The 24,608-nt window shown below is 73.4% G+C and carries 26 protein-coding genes; 7 read left to right on the top strand and 19 right to left on the bottom strand.

The genetic code is table 11. The features are described from left to right. Positions 1–14: 14 nt before the first annotated feature. From AB0J74_RS07885 to AB0J74_RS07820, 14 genes are all read right to left on the bottom strand, one after another. Entirely contained in the window at positions 15–644 is a 630-nt protein-coding gene (locus tag AB0J74_RS07885; RefSeq protein WP_363445854.1) for a class I SAM-dependent methyltransferase, read from the bottom strand. Further along, a complete protein-coding gene (locus AB0J74_RS07880; RefSeq protein ID WP_363445852.1) occupies positions 641–2,119 on the bottom strand; it encodes an NADH-quinone oxidoreductase subunit N in 1,479 nt (492 codons plus the stop codon). The genes AB0J74_RS07885 and AB0J74_RS07880 overlap by 4 nt, the downstream gene beginning before the upstream one ends. Further along, entirely contained in the window at positions 2,116–3,645 is a 1,530-nt protein-coding gene (locus tag AB0J74_RS07875) for an NADH-quinone oxidoreductase subunit M (protein WP_363445850.1), read from the bottom strand. The genes AB0J74_RS07880 and AB0J74_RS07875 overlap by 4 nt, the downstream gene beginning before the upstream one ends. Then, complete coding sequence (locus AB0J74_RS07870) at positions 3,642–5,501, bottom strand: NADH-quinone oxidoreductase subunit L (RefSeq protein ID WP_363445848.1); 1,860 nt, start codon at positions 5,499–5,501, stop codon at positions 3,642–3,644. The genes AB0J74_RS07875 and AB0J74_RS07870 overlap by 4 nt, the downstream gene beginning before the upstream one ends. Next, positions 5,498–5,842, bottom strand: coding sequence for an NADH-quinone oxidoreductase subunit NuoK (gene nuoK, locus AB0J74_RS07865; protein ID WP_363445847.1), 345 nt, complete (start codon positions 5,840–5,842; stop codon positions 5,498–5,500). The genes AB0J74_RS07870 and nuoK overlap by 4 nt, the downstream gene beginning before the upstream one ends. Beyond that, on the bottom strand, positions 5,839–6,342 hold the full coding sequence (locus AB0J74_RS07860; protein ID WP_363445845.1) for an NADH-quinone oxidoreductase subunit J: 504 nt from the start codon (positions 6,340–6,342) through the stop codon (positions 5,839–5,841). The genes nuoK and AB0J74_RS07860 overlap by 4 nt, the downstream gene beginning before the upstream one ends. After that, positions 6,339–6,863 carry an NADH-quinone oxidoreductase subunit I gene (locus tag AB0J74_RS07855; protein WP_363445843.1) on the bottom strand — a complete coding sequence of 175 codons (525 nt, stop codon included), beginning with the start codon at positions 6,861–6,863 and terminating at the stop codon, positions 6,339–6,341. Before AB0J74_RS07855 ends, AB0J74_RS07860 begins: the two co-directional genes overlap by 4 nt. A gap of 126 nt (positions 6,864–6,989) precedes the next feature. Beyond that, positions 6,990–7,751 (bottom strand): hypothetical protein, encoded by a 762-nt coding sequence (locus AB0J74_RS07850; protein ID WP_363445841.1) that lies wholly within the window; start codon positions 7,749–7,751, stop codon positions 6,990–6,992. A gap of 96 nt (positions 7,752–7,847) precedes the next feature. Next, the gene (locus AB0J74_RS07845) at positions 7,848–8,570 is read right to left on the bottom strand and encodes a response regulator transcription factor (RefSeq protein WP_363445839.1); all 723 of its coding nucleotides are present in this window, start codon (positions 8,568–8,570) and stop codon (positions 7,848–7,850) included. Then, positions 8,540–9,670: a hypothetical protein gene (locus AB0J74_RS07840; protein WP_363445837.1), complete on the bottom strand. Its 1,131-nt coding sequence runs from the start codon at positions 9,668–9,670 to the stop codon at positions 8,540–8,542. The genes AB0J74_RS07845 and AB0J74_RS07840 overlap by 31 nt, the downstream gene beginning before the upstream one ends. Beyond that, positions 9,660–10,910: an ATP-binding protein gene (locus AB0J74_RS07835; RefSeq protein ID WP_363445835.1), complete on the bottom strand. Its 1,251-nt coding sequence runs from the start codon at positions 10,908–10,910 to the stop codon at positions 9,660–9,662. Before AB0J74_RS07835 ends, AB0J74_RS07840 begins: the two co-directional genes overlap by 11 nt. Before the next feature lie 104 nt (positions 10,911–11,014). Then, positions 11,015–11,428 carry an ester cyclase gene (locus tag AB0J74_RS07830; RefSeq protein ID WP_363445833.1) on the bottom strand — a complete coding sequence of 138 codons (414 nt, stop codon included), beginning with the start codon at positions 11,426–11,428 and terminating at the stop codon, positions 11,015–11,017. Next, positions 11,425–12,384, bottom strand: a complete 960-nt coding sequence (locus AB0J74_RS07825) for a complex I subunit 1 family protein (protein WP_363445831.1) — start codon at positions 12,382–12,384, stop codon at positions 11,425–11,427. Before AB0J74_RS07825 ends, AB0J74_RS07830 begins: the two co-directional genes overlap by 4 nt. Further along, positions 12,384–12,953, bottom strand: coding sequence for an NADH-quinone oxidoreductase subunit C (locus AB0J74_RS07820; RefSeq protein ID WP_363445829.1), 570 nt, complete (start codon positions 12,951–12,953; stop codon positions 12,384–12,386). The genes AB0J74_RS07825 and AB0J74_RS07820 overlap by 1 nt, the downstream gene beginning before the upstream one ends. 22 nt (positions 12,954–12,975) lie before the next feature. Between AB0J74_RS07820 and AB0J74_RS07815 the strand changes: the two genes are divergently transcribed. Then, on the top strand, positions 12,976–13,959 hold the full coding sequence (locus tag AB0J74_RS07815) for a 2-oxoglutarate and iron-dependent oxygenase domain-containing protein (RefSeq protein WP_363445827.1): 984 nt from the start codon (positions 12,976–12,978) through the stop codon (positions 13,957–13,959). Here AB0J74_RS07815 and AB0J74_RS07810 read toward each other — a convergent pair. Then, positions 13,956–14,132 carry a hypothetical protein gene (locus AB0J74_RS07810; protein ID WP_363445825.1) on the bottom strand — a complete coding sequence of 59 codons (177 nt, stop codon included), beginning with the start codon at positions 14,130–14,132 and terminating at the stop codon, positions 13,956–13,958. The genes AB0J74_RS07815 and AB0J74_RS07810 overlap by 4 nt on opposite strands. Before the next feature lie 79 nt (positions 14,133–14,211). Here AB0J74_RS07810 and AB0J74_RS07805 point away from each other — a divergent pair, with 79 nt between their 5' ends. After that, positions 14,212–14,736, top strand: a complete 525-nt coding sequence (locus AB0J74_RS07805) for a SigE family RNA polymerase sigma factor (protein ID WP_363445823.1) — start codon at positions 14,212–14,214, stop codon at positions 14,734–14,736. Then, entirely contained in the window at positions 14,729–15,478 is a 750-nt protein-coding gene (locus AB0J74_RS07800; protein WP_363445821.1) for a hypothetical protein, read from the top strand. Before AB0J74_RS07805 ends, AB0J74_RS07800 begins: the two co-directional genes overlap by 8 nt. Here the strand turns inward: AB0J74_RS07800 and AB0J74_RS07795 are convergent. Next, entirely contained in the window at positions 15,471–16,382 is a 912-nt protein-coding gene (locus AB0J74_RS07795) for a helix-turn-helix domain-containing GNAT family N-acetyltransferase (protein WP_363445819.1), read from the bottom strand. The genes AB0J74_RS07800 and AB0J74_RS07795 overlap by 8 nt on opposite strands. A gap of 92 nt (positions 16,383–16,474) precedes the next feature. Between AB0J74_RS07795 and AB0J74_RS07790 the strand changes: the two genes are divergently transcribed. After that, on the top strand, positions 16,475–17,524 hold the full coding sequence (locus tag AB0J74_RS07790; RefSeq protein ID WP_363445817.1) for a glucose 1-dehydrogenase: 1,050 nt from the start codon (positions 16,475–16,477) through the stop codon (positions 17,522–17,524). Here the strand turns inward: AB0J74_RS07790 and AB0J74_RS07785 are convergent. Further along, a complete protein-coding gene (locus AB0J74_RS07785; RefSeq protein ID WP_363446588.1) occupies positions 17,521–18,765 on the bottom strand; it encodes a glutamate-5-semialdehyde dehydrogenase in 1,245 nt (414 codons plus the stop codon). The two genes, AB0J74_RS07790 and AB0J74_RS07785, sit on opposite strands and share 4 nt — an antisense overlap. Before the next feature lie 13 nt (positions 18,766–18,778). Then, positions 18,779–19,888 (bottom strand): glutamate 5-kinase, encoded by a 1,110-nt coding sequence (proB, locus tag AB0J74_RS07780; protein WP_363445815.1) that lies wholly within the window; start codon positions 19,886–19,888, stop codon positions 18,779–18,781. A gap of 60 nt (positions 19,889–19,948) precedes the next feature. Here proB and AB0J74_RS07775 point away from each other — a divergent pair, with 60 nt between their 5' ends. Then, positions 19,949–20,254 carry an MGMT family protein gene (locus tag AB0J74_RS07775; protein ID WP_363445813.1) on the top strand — a complete coding sequence of 102 codons (306 nt, stop codon included), beginning with the start codon at positions 19,949–19,951 and terminating at the stop codon, positions 20,252–20,254. Here AB0J74_RS07775 and AB0J74_RS07770 read toward each other — a convergent pair. Continuing rightward, positions 20,251–21,642: a gamma-glutamyltransferase gene (locus AB0J74_RS07770; RefSeq protein WP_363445812.1), complete on the bottom strand. Its 1,392-nt coding sequence runs from the start codon at positions 21,640–21,642 to the stop codon at positions 20,251–20,253. The two genes, AB0J74_RS07775 and AB0J74_RS07770, sit on opposite strands and share 4 nt — an antisense overlap. A gap of 94 nt (positions 21,643–21,736) precedes the next feature. On the opposite strand from AB0J74_RS07770, the gene AB0J74_RS07765 reads away from it, so the two are divergent. Both AB0J74_RS07765 and AB0J74_RS07760 read left to right on the top strand, forming a co-directional pair. Next, on the top strand, positions 21,737–23,122 hold the full coding sequence (locus AB0J74_RS07765; RefSeq protein ID WP_363445810.1) for an MFS transporter: 1,386 nt from the start codon (positions 21,737–21,739) through the stop codon (positions 23,120–23,122). Positions 23,123–23,132: 10 nt separating this feature from the next. Then, positions 23,133–24,602 (top strand): aspartate aminotransferase family protein, encoded by a 1,470-nt coding sequence (locus tag AB0J74_RS07760; RefSeq protein ID WP_363445808.1) that lies wholly within the window; start codon positions 23,133–23,135, stop codon positions 24,600–24,602. Positions 24,603–24,608: the final 6 nt, after the last annotated feature.

The following is a 24,608-nucleotide window of genomic DNA, read 5'->3' as shown; positions in this document are numbered from 1 at the left end:
CGCAGGCCGACGGTTCAGCGGAAGGCGCGGCCGAGCACGTGTGGCGTCGCCGGCATGGTCAGCCCGGTCGGTGGGAACCGGAACCGGCTCAACGACGTGATCTCGAATCCGGCGTCGGTGATCGCCGTCGGGGTGTCGCGGCCCGTGTGGCACCCGGCGCAGAGCAGCGGCCACACGGTGGCGTCGACCACCCGCTGCACCCGGCGGAGCGCGCCGGTGCCCTGCACGTGCTCGAAGAACCGGAGTTCGCCGCCCGGCCGCAGCACCCGGTGGATCTCGGCCAGCGCGGTGGGCTGGTCCGGGACGGAGCAGAGCACCAGCGAGGCGACCGCGGCGTCGAACGTCCCGTCGGCCGCGGGCAGCGACTCGGCGACGCCCTCGACCACCTCGATCGGGACCGCCGCGTCGCGCGCCGCGGCCAGCGCCGACGCCCGTAGCCGGGGCTCGGGCTCGATCGCTACGACCGCCGTCACCGACGCCGGGTAGTGCACGAACATCCGGCCGTTGCCGGCACCGATCTCGAGCACCCGGCCGGCCAGGCCGGCGACCAACGCGCGCCGGTGCGCGAACCCGCCGGCCGCGTCCATCGCGACGCTGGCGCGCTCGTAGACCCGGGCGAACCACGGGTGCCCGCGCCGCCTCACCGGCCCGCCCAGTCGAGGACCAACTGCGGCGCGAAGCCGACGGCCAGCGCGACCGCCGTGGCCACCAGCAGCACGCCGGCCACCGGCCAGGGCACGGCGCGGGCCGGGCGGGCCAGCGGGTCGGGCGCGTAGAGGATCGCGGCCACCCGCACGTAGTAGGCCAGGCCGATCACCGCGTTGAGGGCGACCACCACGGCCAGCCAGCCGGACGACGCGGTGAGCAGGGAGCGGACGACCGCCACCTTCGCGAACAGGCCGGCCAGGCCCGGCGGCAGCCCGGCCAGGCCGATCAGCGCCAGCGCGAGGGCCGCGCCGACCCAGCGGTGCCGGCGCGCGGCGCCGTAGTAGGCGTCGATGCGCCCGCCGTCGGCACCGGGCCCGCGCAGGGCGACCACGGCGGCGAACGCTCCGATCTCGAGCACCACGAAGAAGATCGCGTAAGCCACCGACGCCGTCACCGCGGTCGACACGTCGGGGCCGTCGGCGACCGCCAGCGCGCCCAGCGGCGCCAAGATGTAACCCGCCTGCGCGACCGACGACCACGCCAGCAGCCGGGTCATCCGGATCTGCCGGAGGGCCACCAGGTTGCCGACGGTCATGGTCAGCACCGCGAGGGTGGCCAGCAGCGGGCCGGTGACGCCCGGCGGCAGCGCCACGGTCACCACCGCCAGGATCGCGACCACGCCGCCGAGCTTCGAGGCCGTCGACAGGTAGGCCGCCACCGGCAGCGGCGCGCCGTCGTAGGTCGGCGGTGCCCAGGCGTGGAACGGCACGGCCGCCACCTTGAACGCCAGCCCGAGCAGCAGCAGAGCGATGCCGACCGAGGTCAGCGGCAGGTCGAGGGCGCGGACCGGGTCGTTGCCGGCCAGACTGACGTCGCCGGTCAGCGCCGGGGCCAGCAGGGTCAGGTGCAGGCGGCCGGTCACCGCGTAGAGCAGCGCCGCGCCCAGCAGCGAGACCGCCGTGGCCACCACGCTGACCACGAAGAAGGTGACCGCGGCCGCCGCGCTCTCCATCGTCTGGCGGCGCAGGCCGACCAGCACGTAGAGCGGCAGGGTCAGGGTTTCCAGCGCGACGATCAGCGTGATCAGGTCGCCGGCCGCGCCGAGCACCACACCGCCGGTCATCGAGCACGCCAGCAGGAAGCAGTATTCGCCCGCCGGTGCGACGCCGGCCCGCAGCAGCGGCACCGACAGCGCGACCACGCCGGCCGTCAGGAACGCGAACACCGCCGCCATCAGGGCCGCCCGGCCGTTGGCGACATAGGAGCAGGCGTCGGGAACGCAGAACGTCGACCGGGTCGGGCCGGCGCCGACCACGATCGCGACCACCCCGGTCGCGACCGCACCCGCTACGGCGGTCGCGACCGGAGCGGCGCGCCGCCCCACGAACAGATCGGCCAGCAGCACCAGCACCGCGGTGCCGGCGGCCAGGTAGGCCGGCAGCAAAGCCACGTGGTCGACCGACTGGGTCACCGGGTCACCGCCTCGACCAGCGACTGCACCGGGGTCTCGGAGAGGCCCAGGACCAGCGCCGGCACCAGGCCGACGAGCAGGGCCAGGATCACCAGCGGCGACCAGGCCACCAACTCCATGCCGCTGATCCGCAGCGCCGGCGGCGCGACAGCCTCGACCGCGGGCGATGCGGGCCCGTGGGTGACCCGGCGGAGCAGGCGCAGGAAGTAGGCCGCCGTCAGCGCGCCGCCGACCGCGGCCAGCACGCCCAGCGTCAGCCAACCGCCGCCGCCCCGCTCGAACGCCGCGACCACCGCGAACGCCTCACCCCAGAAGCCGGCGAGGCCGGGCAGGCCCAGCGAGGCGATGGCCGCGAACGCCAGCAGCCCGGACAGCCACGGCGAGCGCTCGCGCAGCCCGCCGAGCACCGCCAGGTCGCCCGTGTGGAACCGGTCCTTGACCGCGCCGGCCAGGAAGAACAGCAGGCCGGTGATGATGCCGTGCGCGACATTGCCGATCAGCGCGGCCTGGATGCCGGTGGCGGTCAAAGTGGCCACACCGAGCAGCACGAAGCCCATGTGGCCGACGCTGGAATAGGCGATCAGTCGCTTGAGCTCGGTCTGCGCGAGGCAGACCAGGCAGCCGACCAGGATCGCCGCGACCGCCAACGTGCCGAGCAGCGGCGCCGCCCAACGGGCACCCGCTGGCGCCACGCCGACGGCCACCCGGATCAGCCCGTAGGTGCCCATCTTCAGCAGGACCCCGGCCAGGAGCACGCTGCCCACCGTCGGCGCCTGGGTGTGCGCGTCGGGCAGCCAGGTGTGCAGCGGCCACAGTGGACTTTTCACCGCGAACGCGATGGCCAGCAGCGTGAACGCCGCGAGTTGGGTGGTGCGCGACAGGGTGACCGCGCCCGAGGTCAGCGTGACCAGGTCGGCGGTGCCGGCGGCGGCCACCACGGTGAACACGCCGACCAGCAGGAGCACCGAGCCGAACAGCGTGTAGAGCGCGAACTTGCGGGCCGCGTGCCGGCGCTGCTCGCCGCCCCAGCCGGCGATGATCGCGTACATCGGCAGCAGCACGACCTCGAAGAACACGAAGAAGAGCACCAGGTCGAGCGCGAGGAACGTGCCCAGCATGCCGACCTCGACGACGAGCAGCAGCGCGACCAGGGTGCCGCCGCGCCCGCCGCCGCCGGGCACGTGCCAGATCGTGTAGAGGCAGCAGAGCAGGGTCAACAGCGTCGTCAACACCACGAGGGGGTACGAGACGCCGTCGACACCGAAGTGCAGTCGCAGGTCGAGCCCGGGCACCCAGGACGCGTCGACCGAGGTCCACGGCACGATCGGTGGCGCGCCCGACCCGGCCGGCTGGTAGGAGAACCACCCGCCGGTGTGCCCCGCGAGGCCGAGCAGCACGCTGGCCACCAACGCCAGCGCGGCGAACCCGGTGCCGGCGAGCCGGGCGGCCCGGTCGGGCAGCAGCGCGGCGAAGACGGCGCCCAGCGCCGGCAGGGCGAGCACCGCGACCAGGGCTGACTGGCTCATGTCGCACTCCCGTAGAGGGCGGCGGCGAGGCCGAGCAGCAGGACGCCGGCCAGCAGCGCGGTCGCCGCGCGGGGCAGCCCGGACCGGTGCCAGGCAGCCAGCCGGTCGCCCGCGTCGACGGTGCCCTGGCCGGTGCTCTCGACCGCGCCGTCGACCACCTGCTGGTCGGCCACCGCCACCCGGCGGGCCAGCGCGACCACCGGGCGGACGACCAGCCGGTCCTGCACGGTGTCGAGCCAGAACGCGTTGTCGAAGGTCGGCCGCAGCGGGCCGAGGAAGCGCGCCGGGTCGAGTGCGGTGTCGCGCCGCCACAGCGCCCACACCAGCACCAGCCCGAGCAGCAGGGCGGCCAGCGGCACGGCCGTCTCGGCGCCGAGGTGGGCCAACTCCACCTCCGGCAGGTCGACCACGAACAGCGTCAGGCGCTCGCCGAAGCCGTCGCTGAACGCCAGCAGGCCGAGCAACGCGCTCGGCACGGCCAGCGCGAGCACCGGCACCGCCATCGGCCAGGGCGGCTCGTGCGCCGTCTCGGCACCCGGCGAGCGGGCGGCGCCGAAGAAGGTGCGCAGCCACAGCCGGCCCGCGTACCAGGCGGTGACCAGCACGCCGACCGCGCCGACGCTGTAGACGAGCCAGGGCAGCCAGCCCGCGTCGGCCGTCGACGCCGCGTGCAGCACCGCGTCCTTGCTCCAGAAGCCGGCCAGCGGCGGCAGCCCGACCAGCGCGCCGAGCCCGATCGTCATCGACCAGAAGGTGCCCGGCATGCGCCGCCGCAGCCCGCCCATCGCCGACATCGAGTTGCTGCCGACCGCGTGGATCACCGAGCCGGCGCCGAGGAACAGCAGCGCCTTGAACGCCGCGTGGGTGAGCAGGTGGAACAGCGCGACCGCCGGTGCACCGACCGCCAAAGCGGCGGCCATGTAGCCGATCTGCGACACCGTCGACCAGGCCAGCACCCGCTTGATGTCGTCTTGCGCGGTCGCGGCCAGCGCGCCGAGCAGCACGGTGATCGCCGCGAGCACGCCGAGCACGACCAGCGACGGCTCGCCCAGCACGAACACCGGGTAGAGCCGGGTCACCACGTAGATCCCGGCCGCGACCATGGTGGCCGCGTGGATCAACGCGGAGATCGGTGTCGGGCCGGCCATCGCGTCGGGCAACCAGGTGTGCAGCGGGAACTGGGCGCTCTTGCCGGCCACGCCGGCGAGCAGCAGCAGCGCCGTGGCGGTCACCGTGGCGGCCGGCAGGGCGGGCAGCCCGGCCAGCACCTGGGTGATCCAGAAGCTGCCGGAGTTGACGCCCAGCAGCACGATGCCGAGCAGGAAACCGACGTCGCCGACCCGGGTCACCAGGAACGCCTTGACCGCCGCGGCGGGCGCGCCGGGCAGCGTGCGGTCGTGGCCGATCAGGAGGTAGGAGCAGATGCCCATGACCTCCCAGCCGACCAGCAGCAGGATCAGGTCGCCGGAGACCACCACGAGCAGCATCGCGGCGGTGAACAGGCTGATCTGTGCCGCGTAGGGCGGGTAGCGGTCGTCGTCGTGCAGGTAGGCCGTCGAGTAGACCTGGACGGCCAGCGCGACCACGCCGACCGCCACGGCGACCAGGCTCGCGGCCTGGTCGATGCGCACGCCCGCGGTGACCGACAGGTCGCCGAACTGGACCCACTGGACGACCGTCTCGAACGGCTCGTCGACCCGGACGGCGAGCACGATCGCCACCACGAGCGCGCCGCCGGCGCCGGCGATGCCGAGCGAAGCGGCCGCGGTGCGGGACCGCAGCGGCACGACGAAACCGGAAAGGGCCGCCGCCAGCGGCAGGAGCGGCAGCAGCGGCCCCAACACGTCAAGGCTCATGAGGGCACCCGGGGCTCGTCGAGCTCGCTGGCCGGTGCCGCGTCGAGCCGCACGGTGTCGACGGCGACGCTGGCCCGCAGCCGGTAGAGCTGGAGCACGATGGCCAGCCCGACGCCGACCTCGGCGGCGGCCAGCACGATGACGAACAACGCGAAGACCTGGCCTCCGTGCGGCAGCGCCGCGCGGACCGTGGTGTCGGCGGTGACCAGGATCAGGTTGACCGCGTTGAGCATCAGCTCGACCGCCATCAGCACCAGCACCGCGTTGCGCCGGCGGAGCACGCCGTAGACGCCGGCGCCGAAGAGCAGCGCCGCGGTGACGTAGGGGATGACCGGTCTCACGGCCGGCTCCCGATGTCGGGGCGGGAGACGATGATGGCGCCGACGAGCGCCGCCAGCAGCAGCACCGAGAGCACCTCGAACGGCAGCACCCAGGAGCGGAACAGCTCGGTGCCGAGGCTCTCGGCCGTGCCGGCGGCCGGCAGGTCGACGGCCGACCAGCGGAACGCGTCGGCGAACAGCGCCGCGAGGCCGAGGCCGGCACCGCCGCCGATCAGCGCGGCCGGCAGGCCGCGTCGGTTGAGGTCGGGCGAACGGCCGATCGGCGCGCGGGTCAGCATGACGGCGAAGAGCAGCAGTACCACGACGGCGCCGACGTAGATCAGCACCTGGACCCAGGCGACCAGCTCGGCGGTGAGGATCAGGTAGAGACCGGCGACCGCGCCCAGGCAGACGACGAGGTAGAGGCCGGCCCGGACGAGCTGGTCGGTGGTCACCACGAGGACGCCGGATCCCACCGCCACCGCCCCGAGGGCGAGCAGCAGCAGGTCGGCCGCGGTCACCTCGGCGCCCTCGGTTCGCTGTCGGCGCGCTTGGCCGCGGTCGCCTCCTCCTTGGCCGGCTCACCGTTGGGATCGTGGGCCGGCGGCGCCGGAACCGTCGCCATCCACTCGCCGAGGTGCTCCTTGTCGTGGAGCAGGTTGCGGATGTCGTATTCGGCGTATTCGAACTCGGGTGACCAGAAGAGCGCGTCGAACGGGCACGCCTCGATGCAGATTCCGCAGTACATGCACAATGAGAAGTCGATGTCGAACCGGTCGAGCACGTTGCGCTGCCGCGGCCGCGCCGCGCCGGGGACGACGACCTCTTCCTTGTGCGAGTCGATGTAGATGCACCAGTCGGGGCACTCGCGCGCGCAGAGCATGCACACCGTGCAGTTCTCGGCGAGCAGCGCGATCACTCCCCGCGACCGCGGCGGCAGGTCAGGGGCCACGTCTGGGTATTGGTGGGTGTGCGAACGGCGGGTCATCGTCTTCAGCGTGACGGCCAGCCCTTTCGCCAGCCCTTCGCCCGGCACTCCCATGCCTCACATCCTGCCGCTAACCGGCGCCGAGCGCGAGAGCGGATCGATCTATCGATGCGCGACGCGAACAGGGCGCCCCTTCGAGGGACGCCCTGTTCGCCGGGGAGGGATGAGTCGAACGGCGGCCTAGGCGGGGCCGTCGCCAGCCAGGCCCCACTGCTGCTGGACCGGGGCCGGGTGGTAGTAGTCGTCACGATTGACGAACTCGACCGGCAGGCCGCCCGGTAGGGCGACGCCGCGCTGCGGGTCGGTGAGCTCGTCGAGCAGCAGCGCCGAGCCGGCGCGCAGGTGCAGCGCGTCGCGGTCGCGCGGCGACAACTCGACGATGTCGGGGTTGGTCAGCCGGAACCGGGAGATCGTGCGGCGGATGGTCAGCGCCAGTTCGCGACCGTCGGCGGCGACGCCGCCGGAGAGCATCAGCGCCGGCCGCCGGTTGGAGCGCATCGAGTCGCACACGATCAGCACGCCCTGCGGGCCGGGCGCGGGCAGCAGGTGCAACCGCCACGGCCACTGCCAGAGGATCTGGCCGGTGGCGACCCGGGTGCCGCCGCCGAGCGCGGGCCGGCGGCGTGGGCGCGGTGCGCCGATGGCCGAGACCGAACGGTGCCGCGGCCCACCGACCCGGGCCAGGTCCCAGTCGTCGCAGACGTAGGCCAGCCGGCGATCGGTGACCGTGACGTCGGCGCAGCGGGGCAGCGTCCAGCGTCGCTCGGGTTGCCCGCCGGGCTGGCCGGTCAGGTAGCCGGTGACGTTGACCCGGCCACGCCACAGCACCTCTTCGCCCGGATCGAGGACGATCGCGCGGTGCCGGTCGAGGGTGGGGCCGGTGTCATCGGGGTTCGGGTCGTCGAACCGATATGGCTGGATGAAGAAGGGTGCGGCGCTCATTGGGACGGGGCCTCCAAGGTGAGGAACCTGTCACCATGTTGGCGCTAACGCCACGCAGTGTCATGACAGTCAACCGGGGGTCGGTCGATCGGCCGGCTACGGCAATGGCCGATCGGGTGAGGCGTATGACCGGTAAGTCCCAATCTCTTCGGGCCGGATCAGCCCGTCTTCGATCGCCCGCGCCAGCAACGCCGATTTGGTGGCCGCCGGCCGCCCGGCGCGGGCGTATTTGATCCGCGCGCGGTCGACGTATTGCTTCACGGTGTGCTCGCTGATCTGCATCCGCTTGGCCACCGACGCCTTCGACATCGACTGGAACCAGAGCAGCAGCGCCTCACGCTCCTTGTCGGACAGCGCCGGCCGGCTGCTGCGCCGGTCACCGACCATCGCGCCGGCCAGTGAGGGCGGCACGTAGGGCCGGTCGGCCGCCGCGGCGAGCACCGTCTCGACACAGTGGTCGCGCCCCTCGTGCTTGGCCAGGAACGCCACCGCGCCGGCGTCGAGCACCGCCAGGATCGTGTTGGGCTCGTGGTGCTCCGAGTAGACCACCACCCGTTGCCCGGCCGCGCTCAGCTCGCTCACCTGGTCGACCACCATCCGGCCGTGCAGCCGCAGGTCGAGCAGGATCACGTCGGCCGGTGCCGCGGTGCGCACCGCCTCGACGTTGTCGCCGGTGGCGACGACCTCCAGCCGCGGGTCGGCCGACAGCCAGGAGCGCACTCCCTCGAGCACCACGGGATGGTCGTCGACGATCGCCACCGAGACCCGTGCCGCCCCCGACCCGTACGTCATGCCGCCCGCCATCGTGTCTGTGTCCATACCAGTTCCTCGTCCCGCTCGTACCAGTAGTCCACTACGCCGTCCATGGGCCAGGAGTAGGACTCCTTGGCCGGTCCTGCCGTCGCCGGGGTGGTCAGGCTGACCACCACCTCGTCGGGCTGCGCCACGACCGTCACCCGGGCCCAGAGCCGGGCGGTGGCCAGCGTCGCGGCGAGCGGCTCGGCCAGCCGGCGCCGGATCGCGACGTCGAGCTCGGGCAGCTCACCGACCGCGATGAGGTCGACCGGAACGCCCTGCCGTTCGGCCACGTCGACGCAGGCGCGCAGCTCGTGCAGGAGCGGGTCGGGCACGTCGTCGGACTCGGCGATCAACCGCCGCAGCCGGCCGGCGGCGAGGGCACAGGCCCGCTGCACGTCGAGGTCGGCCGGGTCGGCGCGCCCGGTGGCGAGATCGTGCAGGAGTGCGCCGGCGGCCTCGGAGACGATGCCGAGCCGATCCTGGCGCTCACGTTGGGCGTGCACGGCGCCGAGCCGCTCGGACTCGAGCGCGGCGCGGGCGGCTTCGGTGGCCGCCGCCTGGTGTGCGGTGGCGCGCAGCACGCCCATCGCCGCCATCAGGGCGATCGGCAGCACGCCGGTGCCGTAGACATACATGACGAAGCGGCTCAGGTCGGCCGCGCCATGGCCGTCGGTGCTGCCGGCCAGCACCCCGATCAGCCCGAAGAGCGCGTTGAGCGCGAGCACGGTCACCAGCGCGCCGATGCCGCGGTCGTAGAGCAGCAGGAGCGCGAACCAGCCGACCGTGCCCCAGGCCCAGTTGGGCGTGTCGAACATCTGCCCGTCGGGGGTGGCCGCGATGACCAGGACGTCGACGATCAGCAGGACGGCCAGCAGCGGGAAGACCGGCACGGCGAAGCCGTAGAACAGCCGCGCGGTGGCGAGCACGCCGACGACGGTGAACAGCACCCAGCCGGCCGCGGCGGCCCACGGCACCCGGTAGTCGGTCCAACCGCTGGCGATCCCGGGCACGTTGACGGCGAAGTGCCAGCCGAACGCGATGGCCACCGCGGCGATCCGGCCACCCCGGTCGGCGGTGGCGACCACCGCGGCGCCGGCCCGCTGCAGGCGTTCAGCCGACACGGGCCCACTCCAGGACGATCCGGGTGCCGTTGCCGGGCGCGGTGTCGATCCGCGCGGTGGCGCTCACCGACGACATCCGGGCCATGATCGACTCGCGGATGCCGTAGCGGTGGGGCGGGATGGCGCCCATGTCGAAGCCGGGACCGACGTCGATCACCTCGACCACCACGGTGTCGCGGGTCTGGTGTAGCCGCAGCCAGGCGACCGAGCCCTCGCCGTGCCGCACCACATTGGACAGCGCGGCGTCGGCGCTCTCGGCGAGCGCGTCGGCCACGGCCGACGGCACGAGGCACGGTTCGAGCGAGGCCGTCAGCGGATAGCCCTCGTAGCGCTCGACGATCAGCCGTAGCCGCTCGTCGAGGGACACCTTCGCGGCCGGATCGAGCACCGGCTGGCGGGCCGGGTCGAAGAGGGTGCGCAGGTCTGAGGACGCCCGCGCGCGCAGCATCGGGGACTGCGCGGCGACACCGCCGAGGCCGACCATGGTCAGCGTCGACAGCACGGTGTCGTGCAGGTCGCGGTTCTGCTTGCGCTCGGCCTCACGCCCGGCGCGGGCGATCACCGCCTCGCGATGGGTGCGCTGGTAGGCGGCGAAGACCCCGTCGGCCGCTCGGGTGCTGCGCCGGGTCAGGTAGACCAGCCCGACCGCCAGGAAGGTCTGCACGACCAGCACGGCCGAGTGGCTGATCGCCTCGTCCTGCTGACCGGCGAGGAACCCACCGGCACAGTACGCCGCCGCGATGGTGAGGCCGACCAGGATGCCGTGCGCCACCCGCAGCGCGAACGGCGCCGTGATGATCGAGGTGCTGGCCAGCACCGCGACCCAGCTCACGCCGCCGGGCATCACGTCCGGCGCGACCAGCACCCGCATCGCCAGGCAGGCGACGATGGTCAGCGCCGCGTCGACCAGCACCACCCAGGGCTTGATGCCGTTGTCGATGGTCTGCCGATAGAACACATAGGACCAGACGGTCAGCGCGACGACGGCGAGCGCGAGCGGCACGGCTTCGACCGGCGGCGTCCGCACCGCGAGGGCGACCACGGCGACGGCGATGCCGCAGCTGAGCCGGATGGCCGCCGGAAACAGCGCATAGACGCGGGCCAGTGCGACGCCGGCGGGATTGGCGGTCGGCTCCGCGTCGGGCGGCTCTGGCAGCGGCGCCAGGGAGATCGGTTCGGGCCGCAGCCACGGGCGATCGGGCGGCCCGGAGTGCGGTCGCCGGAGGCTGTGGTTGGGCACCGACGCACCCAGACGCGTGTCGATGCGGGCATTTAACCACGCATTGCGAGCGTACGGTCGCCACAGGGTTGGCTATTGTCAGGCCTTCCCCAAGATTTCGCCTGTCAGGCTGGCGGCAGCAGCTCCACGCCGAGCTGCTGGAGCAGCTGGAACAGTTCGTTGACGCTCCACACGTCGGCGATCCGCCCCTCCGCATCGAAGCGCAGGAACGTGGCACCCGAGTAGCTGACCACCGTGCCGGTCGGCGCCACCGGACCGAACTGACCCATCTGGGTGCCGGCCGCGCGCCAGTGCACCGCCGCCCGGTCGCCCGCGACGATCAGGTCGACCACCTTGTAGCGCAGGTCCGGAAAGGACTCCCGCCGCTCCTGGTGCCAGGCCAGCACCCCGTCCGGACCGCTTCCGCCCAGGCCCGGGCAGTCGGGGGCGATCAGCTCGTGTGCGGTGGCCTCGCGGGCCCCGTTCCAGACGTCGGCGATCAGCCGGCGCACCAGCGCCTCGCGGTCGGCGGTCGTCACAGCGCCACCCGGACCGCGGCGGTCAGCACCAGCTGGCCGAGCGACACCGGCACGAGCACGAGCCAGCACAGCCGCTGCAGCTGGTCTTCGCGCAGCCGGGGGTAGGCGACCCGGAACCAGATCACCACGAAGGCGACCGCGAAGATCTTGACAAGCGTCCACAGCCAACCGAGCTGGCCGTCGAACGGGCCCTTCCAGCCGCCGAGGAACAGCACGGTCGTCAGCGCGGCGATCACCACGATGCCGACGTACTCGGCGAGCAGGAAGAACGCGAACCGCAGCCCGGTGTATTCGGTCAGGTAGCCGAACACCAGCTCGGAGTCGGCGATCGGCATGTCGAACGGCGGGCGGCGGATCTCGGCGAGGCCGGCCACGAAGAACACCAGCAGGGCCGGCAGCTGCCAGAGCAGCCACCACGGCCGCCACGCCTCGACGATGCCGGTCAGGCTCAGCGTGCCGGCCGCCATCGCGACGCTGGCCGCGGCGAGCACCATCGGCAGTTCGTAGCCGAGCAGCTGGGCCGCGCCGCGCAGGCCGCCGAGCAGGCTGTATTTGTTGGCCGAGGCCCAGGCCGACATCAGCACCGCGACCACGCCGACGCCGAGCACGGCCAGCACGAAGAACAGCCCGACGTCGAGGTTCTGCCCGACCAGGTCGCCCGGGCCGAGCGGCACCACGAGCAGCACCAGCAGGTAGGGCACCAACGCGATGATCGGCGCGAGCCGGAACACCGCCCGGTCGGCGGCGGCCGGGGTGACGTCTTCCTTCTGCACGAACTTGATGCCGTCGGCGATCAGCTGGGCCCAGCCGTGGTAGGCGCCGGCGTACATCGGGCCGAGCCGGCCCTGCATGTGTGCCATCACCTTGTGCTCGGTCTGGCCGACGACCAGCGGGAGGATCAGGAAGGCGGCGACGACGCCGACCACGCGGATGAGGACCTCCAGCCAGAGCGGCATCAGGCGGGACCCCATTCGCCCGGCGCCGGCACGCCCGGCGGCCGCATGGGCGCGCGCTTGCTGGTGCCGGCCTCGCTCTCGCCCGGCTCCTTGGCGCCCGGCCAGGCCTTGGCGACCCGGGAGGCGAGCACGAACTCCTTGCGCAGCGGGTGGCCCTCGAACTCGGGCGGCAGCAGCAGCGGCTTGAGGTCGGGGTGGCCGGCGAAGTCGATCCCGAACATCTCGTGCGTCTCGCGCTCGTGCCAGGCGGCGCCCGGAAAGATCGGGACGATCGTGTCGATCACCGGCTCGGCGCGCGGCACCCGGGTGCGCAGCAGCAGGCCGTGCCGGTGGCCGGTCGACCACAGGTGTGCGACCACCGCGAAACCGTCGTCGAGCTCGTCGACGGCGGACAGCCAGTCGAAGAAGTCGCAGGCCAGCTCCGCGTCGTCGCGGGCGGCCAGGACCGCCTCGACCCACCCGCCGGGCGGCACGTCGACGGTCGCCCGGGAGTGGGCGTTGCCGCCCGAGACGGAGGCGTCACCGGTGACCAGCCCTGTCAGCCGTGTTCCGATCTCCTCCGGGGTCATGTCGAGATCCTAGGCTTTCGGCATGACTGATACGAGGCTGCCGGTGATCGATGTCGCGCCGCTGCGGACCGGCGGCGACGCCGGCGCGGTGGCTCGGGAGATCGAGTCGGCGTGCCGCGACACCGGGTTCTTCTACGTCGCGGGGCACGGGGTGCCGGCCGCTCTCCTCGACCGTCTCGACGCGGCGGCCCGGGCCTTCTTCGCGCGGCCCGACGACGAGAAGCTGGCGATCGCGATGCGGCACGCGGGGCCGGCCTGGCGGGGCTATTTCCCGCTCGGCGGCGAGCTGACCGCCGGCCGGCCCGACCGCAAGGAGGGCCTCTATTTCGGCGAGGAACTGCCCGCCGGTGACCCGCGCGCCGGCCTGCCGCTGCACGGTCGCAACCTCTTCCCGCCCGCGGTGCCCGAGCTGCGCGCGGCGGTGCTCGACTATCTGGCCGCGCTGACCGCCCTGGCCCAGGACGTGTTGCGGGGCGTCGCCCTCAGCCTTGACCTGCCGGCCGACTATTTCGCCGCCGGCTACACCCGGGTGCCCACGGTGCTGTTCCGGATCTTCCACTACCCGCCGCAGGAGCCGGAGGCCGACGATTGGGGCGTCGGCGAGCACACCGACTACGGCCTGCTCACGCTGCTGGCCCAGGACCACAACGGCGGGCTTTCCGTGCGTACGCCCGGCGGCTGGGTCGACGCCCCACCGCTGCCCGGCACGTTCGTCTGCAACATCGGCGACATGCTCGAGCGGCTGACCGGCGGCTGGTACCGCTCCACGCTGCACCGGGTGCGCAACGTCAGCGGCAACGAGCGGCTTTCCTACCCGTTCTTCTTCGACCCGGACTTCGGCGCCGAGGTGCCGCCGCTGCCCGGCCGGGCGCGCACGACCGCCAGCGGCGAGCCGCGCTGGGACGGCGCGGACCCGGTCGCCTTCACCGGCACCTATGGCGACTACCTGACCGCCAAGGTGGCCAAGGTCTTTCCGGAGCTGTTCGCGGCGAGCCGACCGGTCTAGTCGGTCTCCGGGCGCTCGTCGAGGCGGTGCGTGCGGTCCGGCAGCCGGCCGGATCGGCGCAGCATCTCGGCCCGCGAGGGGTCGCCGTAGCAGCTGGGGCAGCTCTCGTCGTCGCACGGGTCCTGGACCAGCCGACGGGATTGCGAGCCGTTGATTTGTCGCGACCGCGTCATGGCTCTCAGTTTCACCCACCGGCGGCCCGGCGTCGGCCGAATTACCACAATGAGCAAGGCGGCATCGACGGGCTAATCTGTGAGTGCCGTCGACCACGGGGGTGTCGTGCCCGACAAGCCCGACTTCGCGGAGTTCTACGCCGCGTGGTTCCGTCCACTCACGCATCAGCTGTTCGCCCACACCGGCGACCTGGCTGAGGCGCAGGACGTGGTGCAGGAAGCATTCTGCCGGGCCTGGCCGCGCTGGTCCACACTGGATGATCCGGGCGCCTGGGTCCGCCGGGTGGCCTGGAACCTCGCGACCAGCCGCTGGCGCCGGGCGCGGCGTCTGCTGCACCTGACCCGCGGCGCCCGCGAAGAGCACTCCCCCGGGCCGGGCCCGGACCGGGTGGCCCTGCGCGCGGCGCTGGCCAGCCTGCCCGAGCGGCAGCGCCAGGCGGTGGTGCTGTTCTACCTGGCCGACGTGTCGATCGCCGAGATCGCCGAGTTGACCGGCGCGGCCGAGGGCACGGTCAAGTCGTGGCTGCACCGCGGCCGCGCGGCGCTGGCCTTGCGGCTGGCCGACGACGACGTGACCACGGGTCAGGAGGTGCGCAGTGCTTGACCTGCCGCCGACCGACGACCGGGTCCGGGACGCGTTCGCCCAGCTGACCGGGTCGGTCGACCACCTGCTGCGGCCGCCCGGCGTCGATTCGGTCCAGCAGACCGTGCGGCGCCGCCGGCAACGCCGGATCGGCGCCACGGCGGCCGTCGCCGTCGCCGTGGCCGGGCTGATCGGGCTGGCCCGACTGCCCGCACACGACCGCCCGACGGTCGGCGTCGCCGAACCGCCGCCGGCGACCGGCACGCTCGCGCCGAGCCTGCTGCTGCCCCCCTACGCGGCGCCGACCGTCGCGCCCAGCCGGCCGGCGCCGGGCGCGACCCCGACGCCGGCGGCGCCCGGTGGCGGCGGACCCGCGCCCAGCGTCCCGCCGCCGACGCGGCCGGTCGGCACGACCTACGAGCCACCGCCGTGCACCTCGACGGTGAAGGCGGCCGGCGAGGGCACCGAACTGGTGATCACCGCGGGGCCGGTCTGCGCCGGTGACGTGATCGCGATCTCCTGGGTCACCTACGAGACACAGCGCGACGGCTCGCAGAAGCTCTTCGCCTCCGACCGGCTGACGCTGACCGAGGCCCGGCCGCGGGTGGCCGTCACGCTGCGCGAGTCACCCACGTGTGCCGGACCCTGGTATGCCCTGCGCGCCGACCCGCCGATCCCGTCGACGCTGCCCGCCGACGCGGTCGAGCCCTTCCCCACCGGCACGATCGTGGCCAGCGAAGACGGCGAGCTGTGTCTCAACTGACCAGGTCCATCGACCACTGCTCGTCGACCAGGTCGGCACCGAACTCGTGCACCGGGCGGCCGGACTCGAGGCGGAAGCCGACCCGCTCGTAGATCCGGCGCGCCTCGGCCATCGCGTCGTAGGCGCTCAGCACGATCCGGCGGTAGCCGGCCTGGCGGGCGAAGCGCAGGCACTCGTCGACCAGCCGGCGACCCAGCCCGATGCCCCGGACGGCCGGCTCGACCAGCAGGATCCGCAGCCGGGCGGTCTCGTCGTCGTCGCGTGCGCACATGATCGAGCCGACCGGCGCGCCGTCGATGTCGGCGATCCAGAGCGCCTCGCGGGGCCCGGCGGCGAACGCGCCCAGGATTCTCGCGACGTAGGCCTCGAACCGGGCGTCCCAGCCGTGCGCCGCGGCGTAGAGCTCACCGTGCCGGCGGACGATCCATCCCAGGTCGCCGGCCGCCGGCGGCCGCAGCACCACCAGGCTCGACCGTGGCGCCGGCCCGAGCACCTCCTGGATCGCGTCCATCGCCCCGAGGAGCCGGCGGCGCTGGCCCTCTTCGAGCGGGCGCAGCAGCGTGCCGACCTCGGTGCGGGACCGCTCGTCGATGTCGCGGGCCGCCGCCCGCCCGGCCTCGGTCAGCGCCACGACCTGGCGGCGGCCGTCGACCGCCGAGCGCGACAGGGCGAGCAGCCCGTCGGCTTCGAAGCGGCTCAGCACCCGGCTCAGATAGCCGGCGTCGAGGCCGAGCCCGCGGCGCAGGTCGACCACCTCGACGGCGTCGGCCTGGGCCAGCTCGAGGAGCACCCGCGCCTCGCTGAGCGAGTAGCTCGTGTCGCGCAGGCCCTCTCCGAGCACGCCGATCACCCGGGTGTAGAAGCGGTTGAAGGCGCGGACCCGCGCCACCGGCTCGAGACTCATGTGCTCGCCTCAACAGATTCTTTGACTTGGGCAAAGGTTAGGCACGAGGAGTTTCCGTGCGCAAGGGGGCGCCGGACACCAAGATGAGTCCTATGCGGGCACTGACCGTGACACCTGGGAAGAAAGACTCCCTGCGGCTCAGCCAGGACTTCAGCGAGCCCGACGAGCGGGAGGGCGCGCTGCTCGTGGAGGCCGTCGCGGTCGGCGTGTGCGGCACCGACCGGGAGATCATCGCGGCCGACTACGGCGAGGCCCCGCCCGGCGAAGAGGTGCTGGTCCTCGGCCACGAGTCGCTCGGCCGGGTGGTCGAGGACCCGACCGGTCAGTTCGAGTTCGGCGACCTGGTCGCCGGCATCGTCCGCCACCCTGACCCGGTGCCGTGCGCCAACTGCGCGGCCGGCGAGTGGGACATGTGCCGCAACGGGCAATACACCGAGCACGGGATCAAGGGGCTCGACGGGTTCGCCCGCGACCGGTGGCGGATCGAGCCGGAGCACGCGGTCAAGCTCGACCGGTCGCTCGGCATGCTGGGCGTGCTGCTAGAGCCGACCAGCGTGGTCGCCAAGGCGTGGGAGCTGATCGACCGGTTCACCGAGCGCGACCCCTGGGAGCCGGCCAACGTGCTGGTCACCGGCGCCGGGCCGATCGGCCTGCTGGCCGCCCTGCTGGGACGCCAGCGCGGGCTCGAGGTGCACGTGCTCGACCGGGCTACCGACGGGCCCAAGCCGCAGCTCACCCACGACCTCGGGGCGACCTACCACAGCAAGCCGCTCGGCGACCTGGGCTTCACGCCCGACCTGGTGCTCGAGTGCACCGGCGCGCCGTCGCTGGTCTTCGGCGTGATGGACGCGGTCGGCCCGTGCGGCGTGGTCTGCCTGACCGGCGTGTCGACCGGCGGCCATCAGATCCCGGTCGACGGCGGCGCGCTCAACCGGGCGCTGGTGCTGGAGAACAACGTCGTCTTCGGTTCGGTCAACGCCAACGCCCGGCACTGGAAGGCGGGCGCCGACGCGCTGGCCGGCGCCAACAAGAAGTGGCTGAACCGGCTGATCACCCGCCGGGTGCCGGTCGACGACTACGCCGAGGCGTACGCCGTGCGCGACGGCGACATCAAGGTGGTCGTGGAGTTCGCCACCAGCTAGGCGCGGAGTTGGCCGTCGCCGGTCACCACGTATTTCGTGGAGGTCAGTTCGGGCAGGCCCATCGGGCCGCGGGCGTGCAGCTTCTGCGTGGAGATGCCGATCTCGGCGCCGAAGCCGAACTCGCCGCCGTCGGTGAACCGGGTCGACGCGTTGACCATCACCGCGGCGGCGTCGACCGCGGCGACGAACGCGCGCGACGCGGCCAGCGACTCGGTCACGATCGCCTCGGTGTGCTGTGTGCCGTAGCGACGGATGTGCTCGACCGCGGCCGCCAGTGACGGCACAACGGCGGCGGAGATGTCGGCCGACAGATATTCGGTGGCGAAGTCGTCGTCGGTCGCCGGCACCACGGCCGCGGAGTGCGCGGCCACCTCGGGCGAGCCGTGCACGGTCACCCCGGCCTCGGCGAACGCGGCCAGCACCCGGGGCAGGAACGCGTCGGCCACGTCGGCGTGCACCAGCAGCGACTCGGCGGTGTTGCAGGTGGACAGCCGCTGGGTCTTCGAGTTGAGCGCGATCGCGACGGCCTTGTCGAGGTCGGCGGCCGCGTCGACGTAGACGTGACAGTTGCCAACGCCCGTCTCGATCACCGGCACCGTCGACTCTTCGACCACGGCGCGGATCAGCGCCGCGCCGCCGCGCGGGATCAGCACGTCGACCAGGCCGCGGGCGCGCATCAGCTCCTTGACCGAGTCGCGGGTCGACGAGTCGAGCAACTGCACGGCGTCGGCCGGCAGCCCGGCCAGCTCGAGCGCCTCGCGCAGGATGACGACCAGGGCGGCGTTGGAGTTGGCGGCCGACGACGAGCCCCGCAGCAGCGCCGCGTTGCCGGACTTGAGGCAGATGCCGGCGGCGTCGACGGTCACGTTGGGCCGGCCCTCGTAGATCATGCCGACCACGCCGAACGGCACCCGGATCTGCCGCAGTTCGAGCCCGTTGGGCAGGGTCGAGCCGCGGACCACCTCGCCGACCGGGTCGGGCAGCGCGGCCATCTCGCGCAGCGCGCCAGCGATGGCGACGACCCGGGCCTGGGTCAGCGCGAGCCGGTCGAGGATCGCGTCGGAGAGCCCCGCTTCCCGGCCCGCGGCCAGGTCGGCGGCGTTGGCCTCGAGAACCTCCGGCGCGCGGGCGACCAGCGCGTCGGCCATCCCGAGCAGGGCGCGGTCTTTGACGGCGCGCGGCGTGGTGGCGAGGGTGACCGCGGCCACCCGGGCCCGCTCGGCCAACTCCCGGACGCTCATCCGATCCTCCATCTCACAACAGTACGAGGTCGTCGCGGTGCACGACCTCACGCTCGTAGCCGGGCCCCAACTCGGCCGCCAGGTCACCGGTCGACCGGCCGAGCAGCGCGGGCAACTCCACCGCGTCGTAGTTGACCAGACCGCGGGCGACCGGCGCGCCCGACACGTCGACCAGGTCGACCGGGTCGCCGGCGGTGAACACCCCGTCGACCGCGGTGATGCCGGCCGGCAGCAGCGACTTACGCCGGTTGACCACCGCCTGCACCGCGCCCGGGTCGAGGTGGAGCCGGCCGCGCGGCGCGGTGGCGTGGGCCAGCCAGAAGAGCCGGGCCGTGGGGCGCCGCGACCCCGCGTGGAAGAGGGTGCCGACCGGCTCGCCGGCCAGTGCGGCGGCGGCGTGCGGTGCCGCGGTCAGCACGACCGGGATGCCGAAGCCGGTGGCGATCCGCGCCGCCTCGACCTTGGTCACCATGCCGCCGGTGCCGATGCCGGCCCGCCCGGCGCCGCCGACCGTGACGCCGGTCAGGTCGTCTTCGCCGCGCACCTCGTCGATCCGCCGCGAGCCCGGCTTGCGCGGATCGCCGGTGTAGAGCGCGTCGACGTCGGAGAGCAGCACCAGCAACTCGGCGTCGACCAGCGCGGCGACCAGCGCGGCCAGCCGGTCGTTGTCGCCGAACCGGATCTCGTCGGTGGCCACCGTGTCGTTTTCGTTGACGATCGGCACGGCGCCGAAGTCGAGCAGCTTGCGCAGGGTGCGGTAGGCGTTGCGGTAGTGGGTGCGCCGGGTCACGTCGTCGGCGGTCAGCAGCACCTGACCGACGGTCAGCCCGTGCCGCGCGAAGGCGGCCGCGTAGCGGCCGATCAGCAGGCCCTGGCCCACCGAGGCGGCGGCCTGCTGGGTGGCCAGGTCGCGCGGCCGGCGCGGGATGCGCAGCGGAGCCAGGCCCGCGGCGATCGCGCCGGAGGACACCAGCACCACCTCGCGGCCGGCGCCGGCGGCCGTGGCCAGCACGTCAACCAGGGCGTCCACCCGGTGTGCGTCGAGCCCGCCGTCGGCCGTGGTCAGCGACGACGAGCCGATCTTGACGACGATGCGGCGGGCCGTCGTGACTGCTTCGCGCACGCGTCCATTCTGCGCGGTCGGTCACCCGCGGCCACGCCGAGATCCCATAGTGTGGCCTGCGTGGAGCCAGAGGAGTACGTGGAAGCGGTGCTCTCGGTGGTCGAACGCATCCCGCCCGGGCGGGCGATGTCGTATGGCGCGATCGCCGACTATCTCTCCGAGGCGTCCGGGCGGGCCTCGGCCCGGCTGGTCGGGTCGATCATGGCGAAACACGGCGGCAGCGTTCCCTGGCACCGCGTGGTGGCCGCCAACGGCCGTGTCGTGCCCGGCCACGAGGGCGAGGCGCTGGCCCGCCTGGCCGGCGAGGCGACCCCGATGAAGGGCGACCGGGTGGATCTTTCCCGGGCCGCCTGGTGGCCGGCCTAGAGCAGTTGCCCGGTGCCGCCGCGCCGCGGGTCGCCGCCGGCCCCGGCCACGCCGACCGCGCTGACGCCGCCGAAGAAGTGGTTGAGCTCTTCCCACTGCACGATCGTGTAGCCGGCCCGGGCCAGTTCGGACAGCTCGTCCTCGGGATAGCCGAGTTCGGCGTGCACCGCGTTGTCGACGACGTGGAAGCGTGGCCGGGCCACGGCGGTCTCCGTGTCGAGGCCGTCGACCAGCACGCCGAGCAGCGTGTCGATCAGCGCAGTGCGGATCCGCGAGGCACCGGCCGAACCGGCGGCCAGCACCAGGTCGCCGTCCTCGTCGATCACCACGAGCGGGCACATCATCGACTGCATCCGCTGCCCGGGCGCCATGTCTTCGGTGATCAGCTCACCCTCGCCGAGCATCGAGTTGAGGTTGATGCCCAGCCCCGGCAGCCAGACGCCGGCACCGATGCCGAGCGTCGTGGTGATCACGCAGGCGTTGCCCTCCTCGTCGACCACCGACACGTTCGTGGTGTCGCCCATCCGGGGCCGGCCGTACTCCCGCAGGGCGTCGGCCACCGCCACCGCCCGGCGCGGCCGCGGCAGCGCCTGGATCGGGTCGGGCAGCGCGCTGATCGTCGCGATGGTGCCGTTGAGGTCGGTGCGGGCGTAGACGTGCCGGCCGGCCAGCCGGGCGTGCGCGACCGGCAGTTCGAGCACCTCGTAGGCGGCCAGGTCGGCCGGGCCGATCGCGCCGCCGGCGGAGCGGACCGCGTCGACCAGCACGTCGCCGAAACGGCCGGTATAAAAGATCGACGGGCCCTCCTCGGCCAGCCCGTCGAGGGCCTTGTCGAGGCCCGGGTGGTGCAGCGTCTCGCCACCGCGCAGCAGCCGGCCGCCGGGCGCGTAGATCTCGCCGCCGTCGCCGGGCATCAGCGCCGGCGCGACGCTGACCAGCGTGCGGGCCTGCGCCTCGGGCAGCGCGACACCGGCCCGGGCCAGCAGCACCGCCGGCTCCACGACGTCGTGCCAGGACATCCGCCCCCACCGGCGGTGCACCTCGCCGCAGCCGGCCGGCACGCCGGGGATGCCGACGCTCGGGCCGCCGATCGAGTAGGGCATCGGCACGCCGCCGAAGGTCACCTCGATCGGCAGCATCGGCTGTGGCTGGACGTCGCCGTCGAGCCCGGGGATCGAACAGAAGAAGTCGAGGCAGGTGACCGTGCGATGGGCGGCGTCGTAGTAGGTGGCGAAGCCGCCACCGCCGATGCCGGTCAGCACGCTCTCCGACGCCGAGCACGCCAGCACCGCGGCCACCGCCGCGTCGGCCGCGGTGCCGCCCGCGGCCAGGATCCGCAGGCCGACCTCGGTGGTTGCCGGATGCCCGGCCGCTACACCGGCTTTCACCGGCACCACCCCCTTCTGTCCCAATCGTCGCGCTCGCGCCGCAGCGTAAAGTAAATCCCCCGCGAGGGCCGGTGGATGGTTAACATCCCGCCTCATGGACGCGCAGCCACCTCAACCGGCGATCACCCGTTCGGGTACCCCGCTTCCGCGCCGGGTGCACGCCGGGTACGCGCTGGGTTCGCTGGTGACCGGCGCGTTCGGCACCGTGCCGGGCCTGTTGCTGGCGCCCTACCTCACCGACACCCTCGGCGTGGCGGCCTGGCTGGCCGGCGTGCTGGTCTGGGCCCCGAAGGCCTGGGACGTGCTGGTCAACCCCATCGCCGGGCGGATCTCCGACCGCACCCGCGGCCGGTGGGGCGCCCGCCGGCCGTACCTCCTGGTGGGTGGTCTGGTCCTGGCCGTGCTGTTCGCGGCGATCTTCGCGGCGCCGTTCGGTTCCGGGCGCGGTGGCTACGTCGCGCTGGCCTTCCTGCTGGCCGCGACGGCGTACGCGTTCTTCCAGGTGCCCTACGTGGCGATGCCGGCCGAGTTGACCGACTCCTACAGCGAGCGGACCCGGCTGCTCACCTGGCGGGTCGCGGTGCTGGCGGTCGCCATCCTGGTGTCCGGTGCGATCGCGCCGCTCGTGGTCAACATGGCCGGCGACGGGATACCGGGCTACCGCTGGATGGGCGTGTTCGTGGCCGGCCTGATCGTGGTCGGCACGGTCGCGGTCTTCGTCGGCACGTCCGGCGCGCCGACCGGTGCCGTCCGGGAGAGCGAACCGTCGCTGCGCGCCCAACTCGCGGTGGCGTCGCGCAACCGGCCGTTCCGGCTGCTGCTGATCTGCTTCGTGATTCAGGCGGCCGGTATCGCGATGATCCTGGCCGGCGTGCAGTACTTCGCCGACCACGTGCTCTACTCCCCCGACACCGGGCCGACCATCCTGTTCGCCTGCTTCGTCGGCCCGGCCCTGCTGGTGATGCCGATCTGGACCCGGGTGGGTGCCCGGGTCGGCAAGGCGCGCGCGTTCGTGCGGGCCTCGCTGCTGTTCGCCGCCGGCGCCGTCCTGCTGGTGCTCGCGCCGGTGCTGCCGGACGTCGCCATCTATCTGATCGTCGGCGTGCTCGGCGTGGCCTACGCCGGGCAGCAGGTCTTCGCGCTGGCGATGCTGCCGGACTGCATCGCCTACGACACGGCCCGCACCGGCAAGCGGCAGGCCGGCGTGTTCACCGGGCTGTGGACCGCCGGCGAGACGTTCGGGCTCGCCCTCGGCCCCGGCATCTACCTGCTGGTGCTGCAGATCTTCGGCTACGTCTCGTCGACCTCCGGCAACGCCGCGCCGCAGGACAGCACCGCGCGACTGGGCGTGCTGCTCGGCTTCACCGTGCTGCCGGCGTTGCTGGTCGGGCTGGCGGTGCTGCTGATGCGCGGCTACGACCTGAGCGAGGCCAAGCTGCGCGCGACGGTCGGTGCGGCGGCTGGGGCCACGGTCAACTAGCGTTTCCACCATGGCCGACGCGTTGCCGGAGCACGGTGTGCCGGCGCAGGAGATCCTCGACGAACTGTGCGCGCTGCGCCGGGCCGACCAGCCGACGCACGGCGGGCGGCTGTTCGCCTACGTCTACGACCCCGGCCTGGCCGGGCTCGACGACCTGGCCAACGCGGCCTACGCCCTCTCGGCCCCGGTCAACGGCCTCGACCCGACCGCGTTCCCGTCGCTGCTGGCGATGGAGAACGCGCTCGTCGGCGCGGCCGCCAAGCTGCTCGGCGGCGGCCCCGGCAGCAGCGCGCCGGACGTGGTCGGCAACGTGACCAGCGGCGGCACCGAGTCGCTGATCCTCGCGGTGAAGGCCGCCCGCGACGCCCACCCCGCCATCGAATCGCCGCGGATCGTCGTGCCGGTCACCGGGCACGCGGCGTTCGCCAAGGCGGCGCGATACCTGGGGGTGCGGCTCGACGCGGTGCCGGTGGATCCGGCGACCCTGCGGCCGGCGGCGGCCGACATCGTCGCCGCCATCACCGCCGACACCGTGCTGGTGGCGTGCTCGGCGCCGGCGTACGCCCATGGTGTGGTCGATCCGGTCGAAGAGATCGCCAAGGTCGCCGCCGCGGCCGGGGTGCGCTGCCACGTCGACGCCTGCTTCGGCGGCTGGGTGCTGCCCTACCTGCGCAGGCTGGGCGCCGACCTGCCACCGTTCGACTTCTCGGTCCCGGGGGTCACCTCGATCTCGGTCGACCTGCACAAGTACGCGTACGCCCCGAAGGGCACCTCGATCCTGTTGCACCGCGACCCGGGGCTGCGCGCGCCGCAGTACTTCGCGTTCGGCGACTGGCCCGGCTACACGATGGTCAACCCGGGTGTCTCGTCGACCCGCTCCGGCGGGCCGATCGCGGCCGCGTACGCCACCCTGCGCCGGATCGGCGACGAGGGTTACCTGCGGCTGGCCGCGACCACCCGGGATGCCGTGCGCGCCCTGGCCGCCGCGGTCGAGGGCGTCGAGGGCCTGCGGCTGATGGCGCCGGCCTCCTCGACCGTCGTCTGCTTCACCGCCGAACCCGGCGGCCCCGACCTGTTCGTGCTGGCCGACGAACTCACCGCGCGCGGCTTCCACACCCAACCGCAGATGCACTACGCCGACCTGCCGGCCAGCATCCACCTGACCGTCACCGCGGCCGTCGCGCCGCACGTCGCCGAGTTCGCGACCGCGCTGGCCGACGCCGTCGCCGCGGCCCGGGTGCTCGGCCCGGTCCAGCTACCCGCGCAGGTGCTGGCCACCGTGACCGGGCTCGATCCGGCCGAGCTGACCGGGGACGTGGTGGCCGCGCTGGCCGGCGCGCTGGGCATGGGCGGCGAGGGCGGCCCGTTGCCCGAGCGGATGGCCGTGGTCAATGCCCTGCTCGACGCCGCGCCCGTCGCGATCCGCGAGCGCCTGCTGGTCGAGTTCCTGGGCCTGCTGCAGCGGCCGACCTTCGACTAGCCTGGG

This window comes from Asanoa sp. NPDC049573 (assembly GCF_040676615.1).
GTDB lineage: Bacteria > Actinomycetota > Actinomycetes > Mycobacteriales > Micromonosporaceae > Asanoa.
This window is presented reverse-complemented; position numbering and strand designations above follow the sequence as displayed.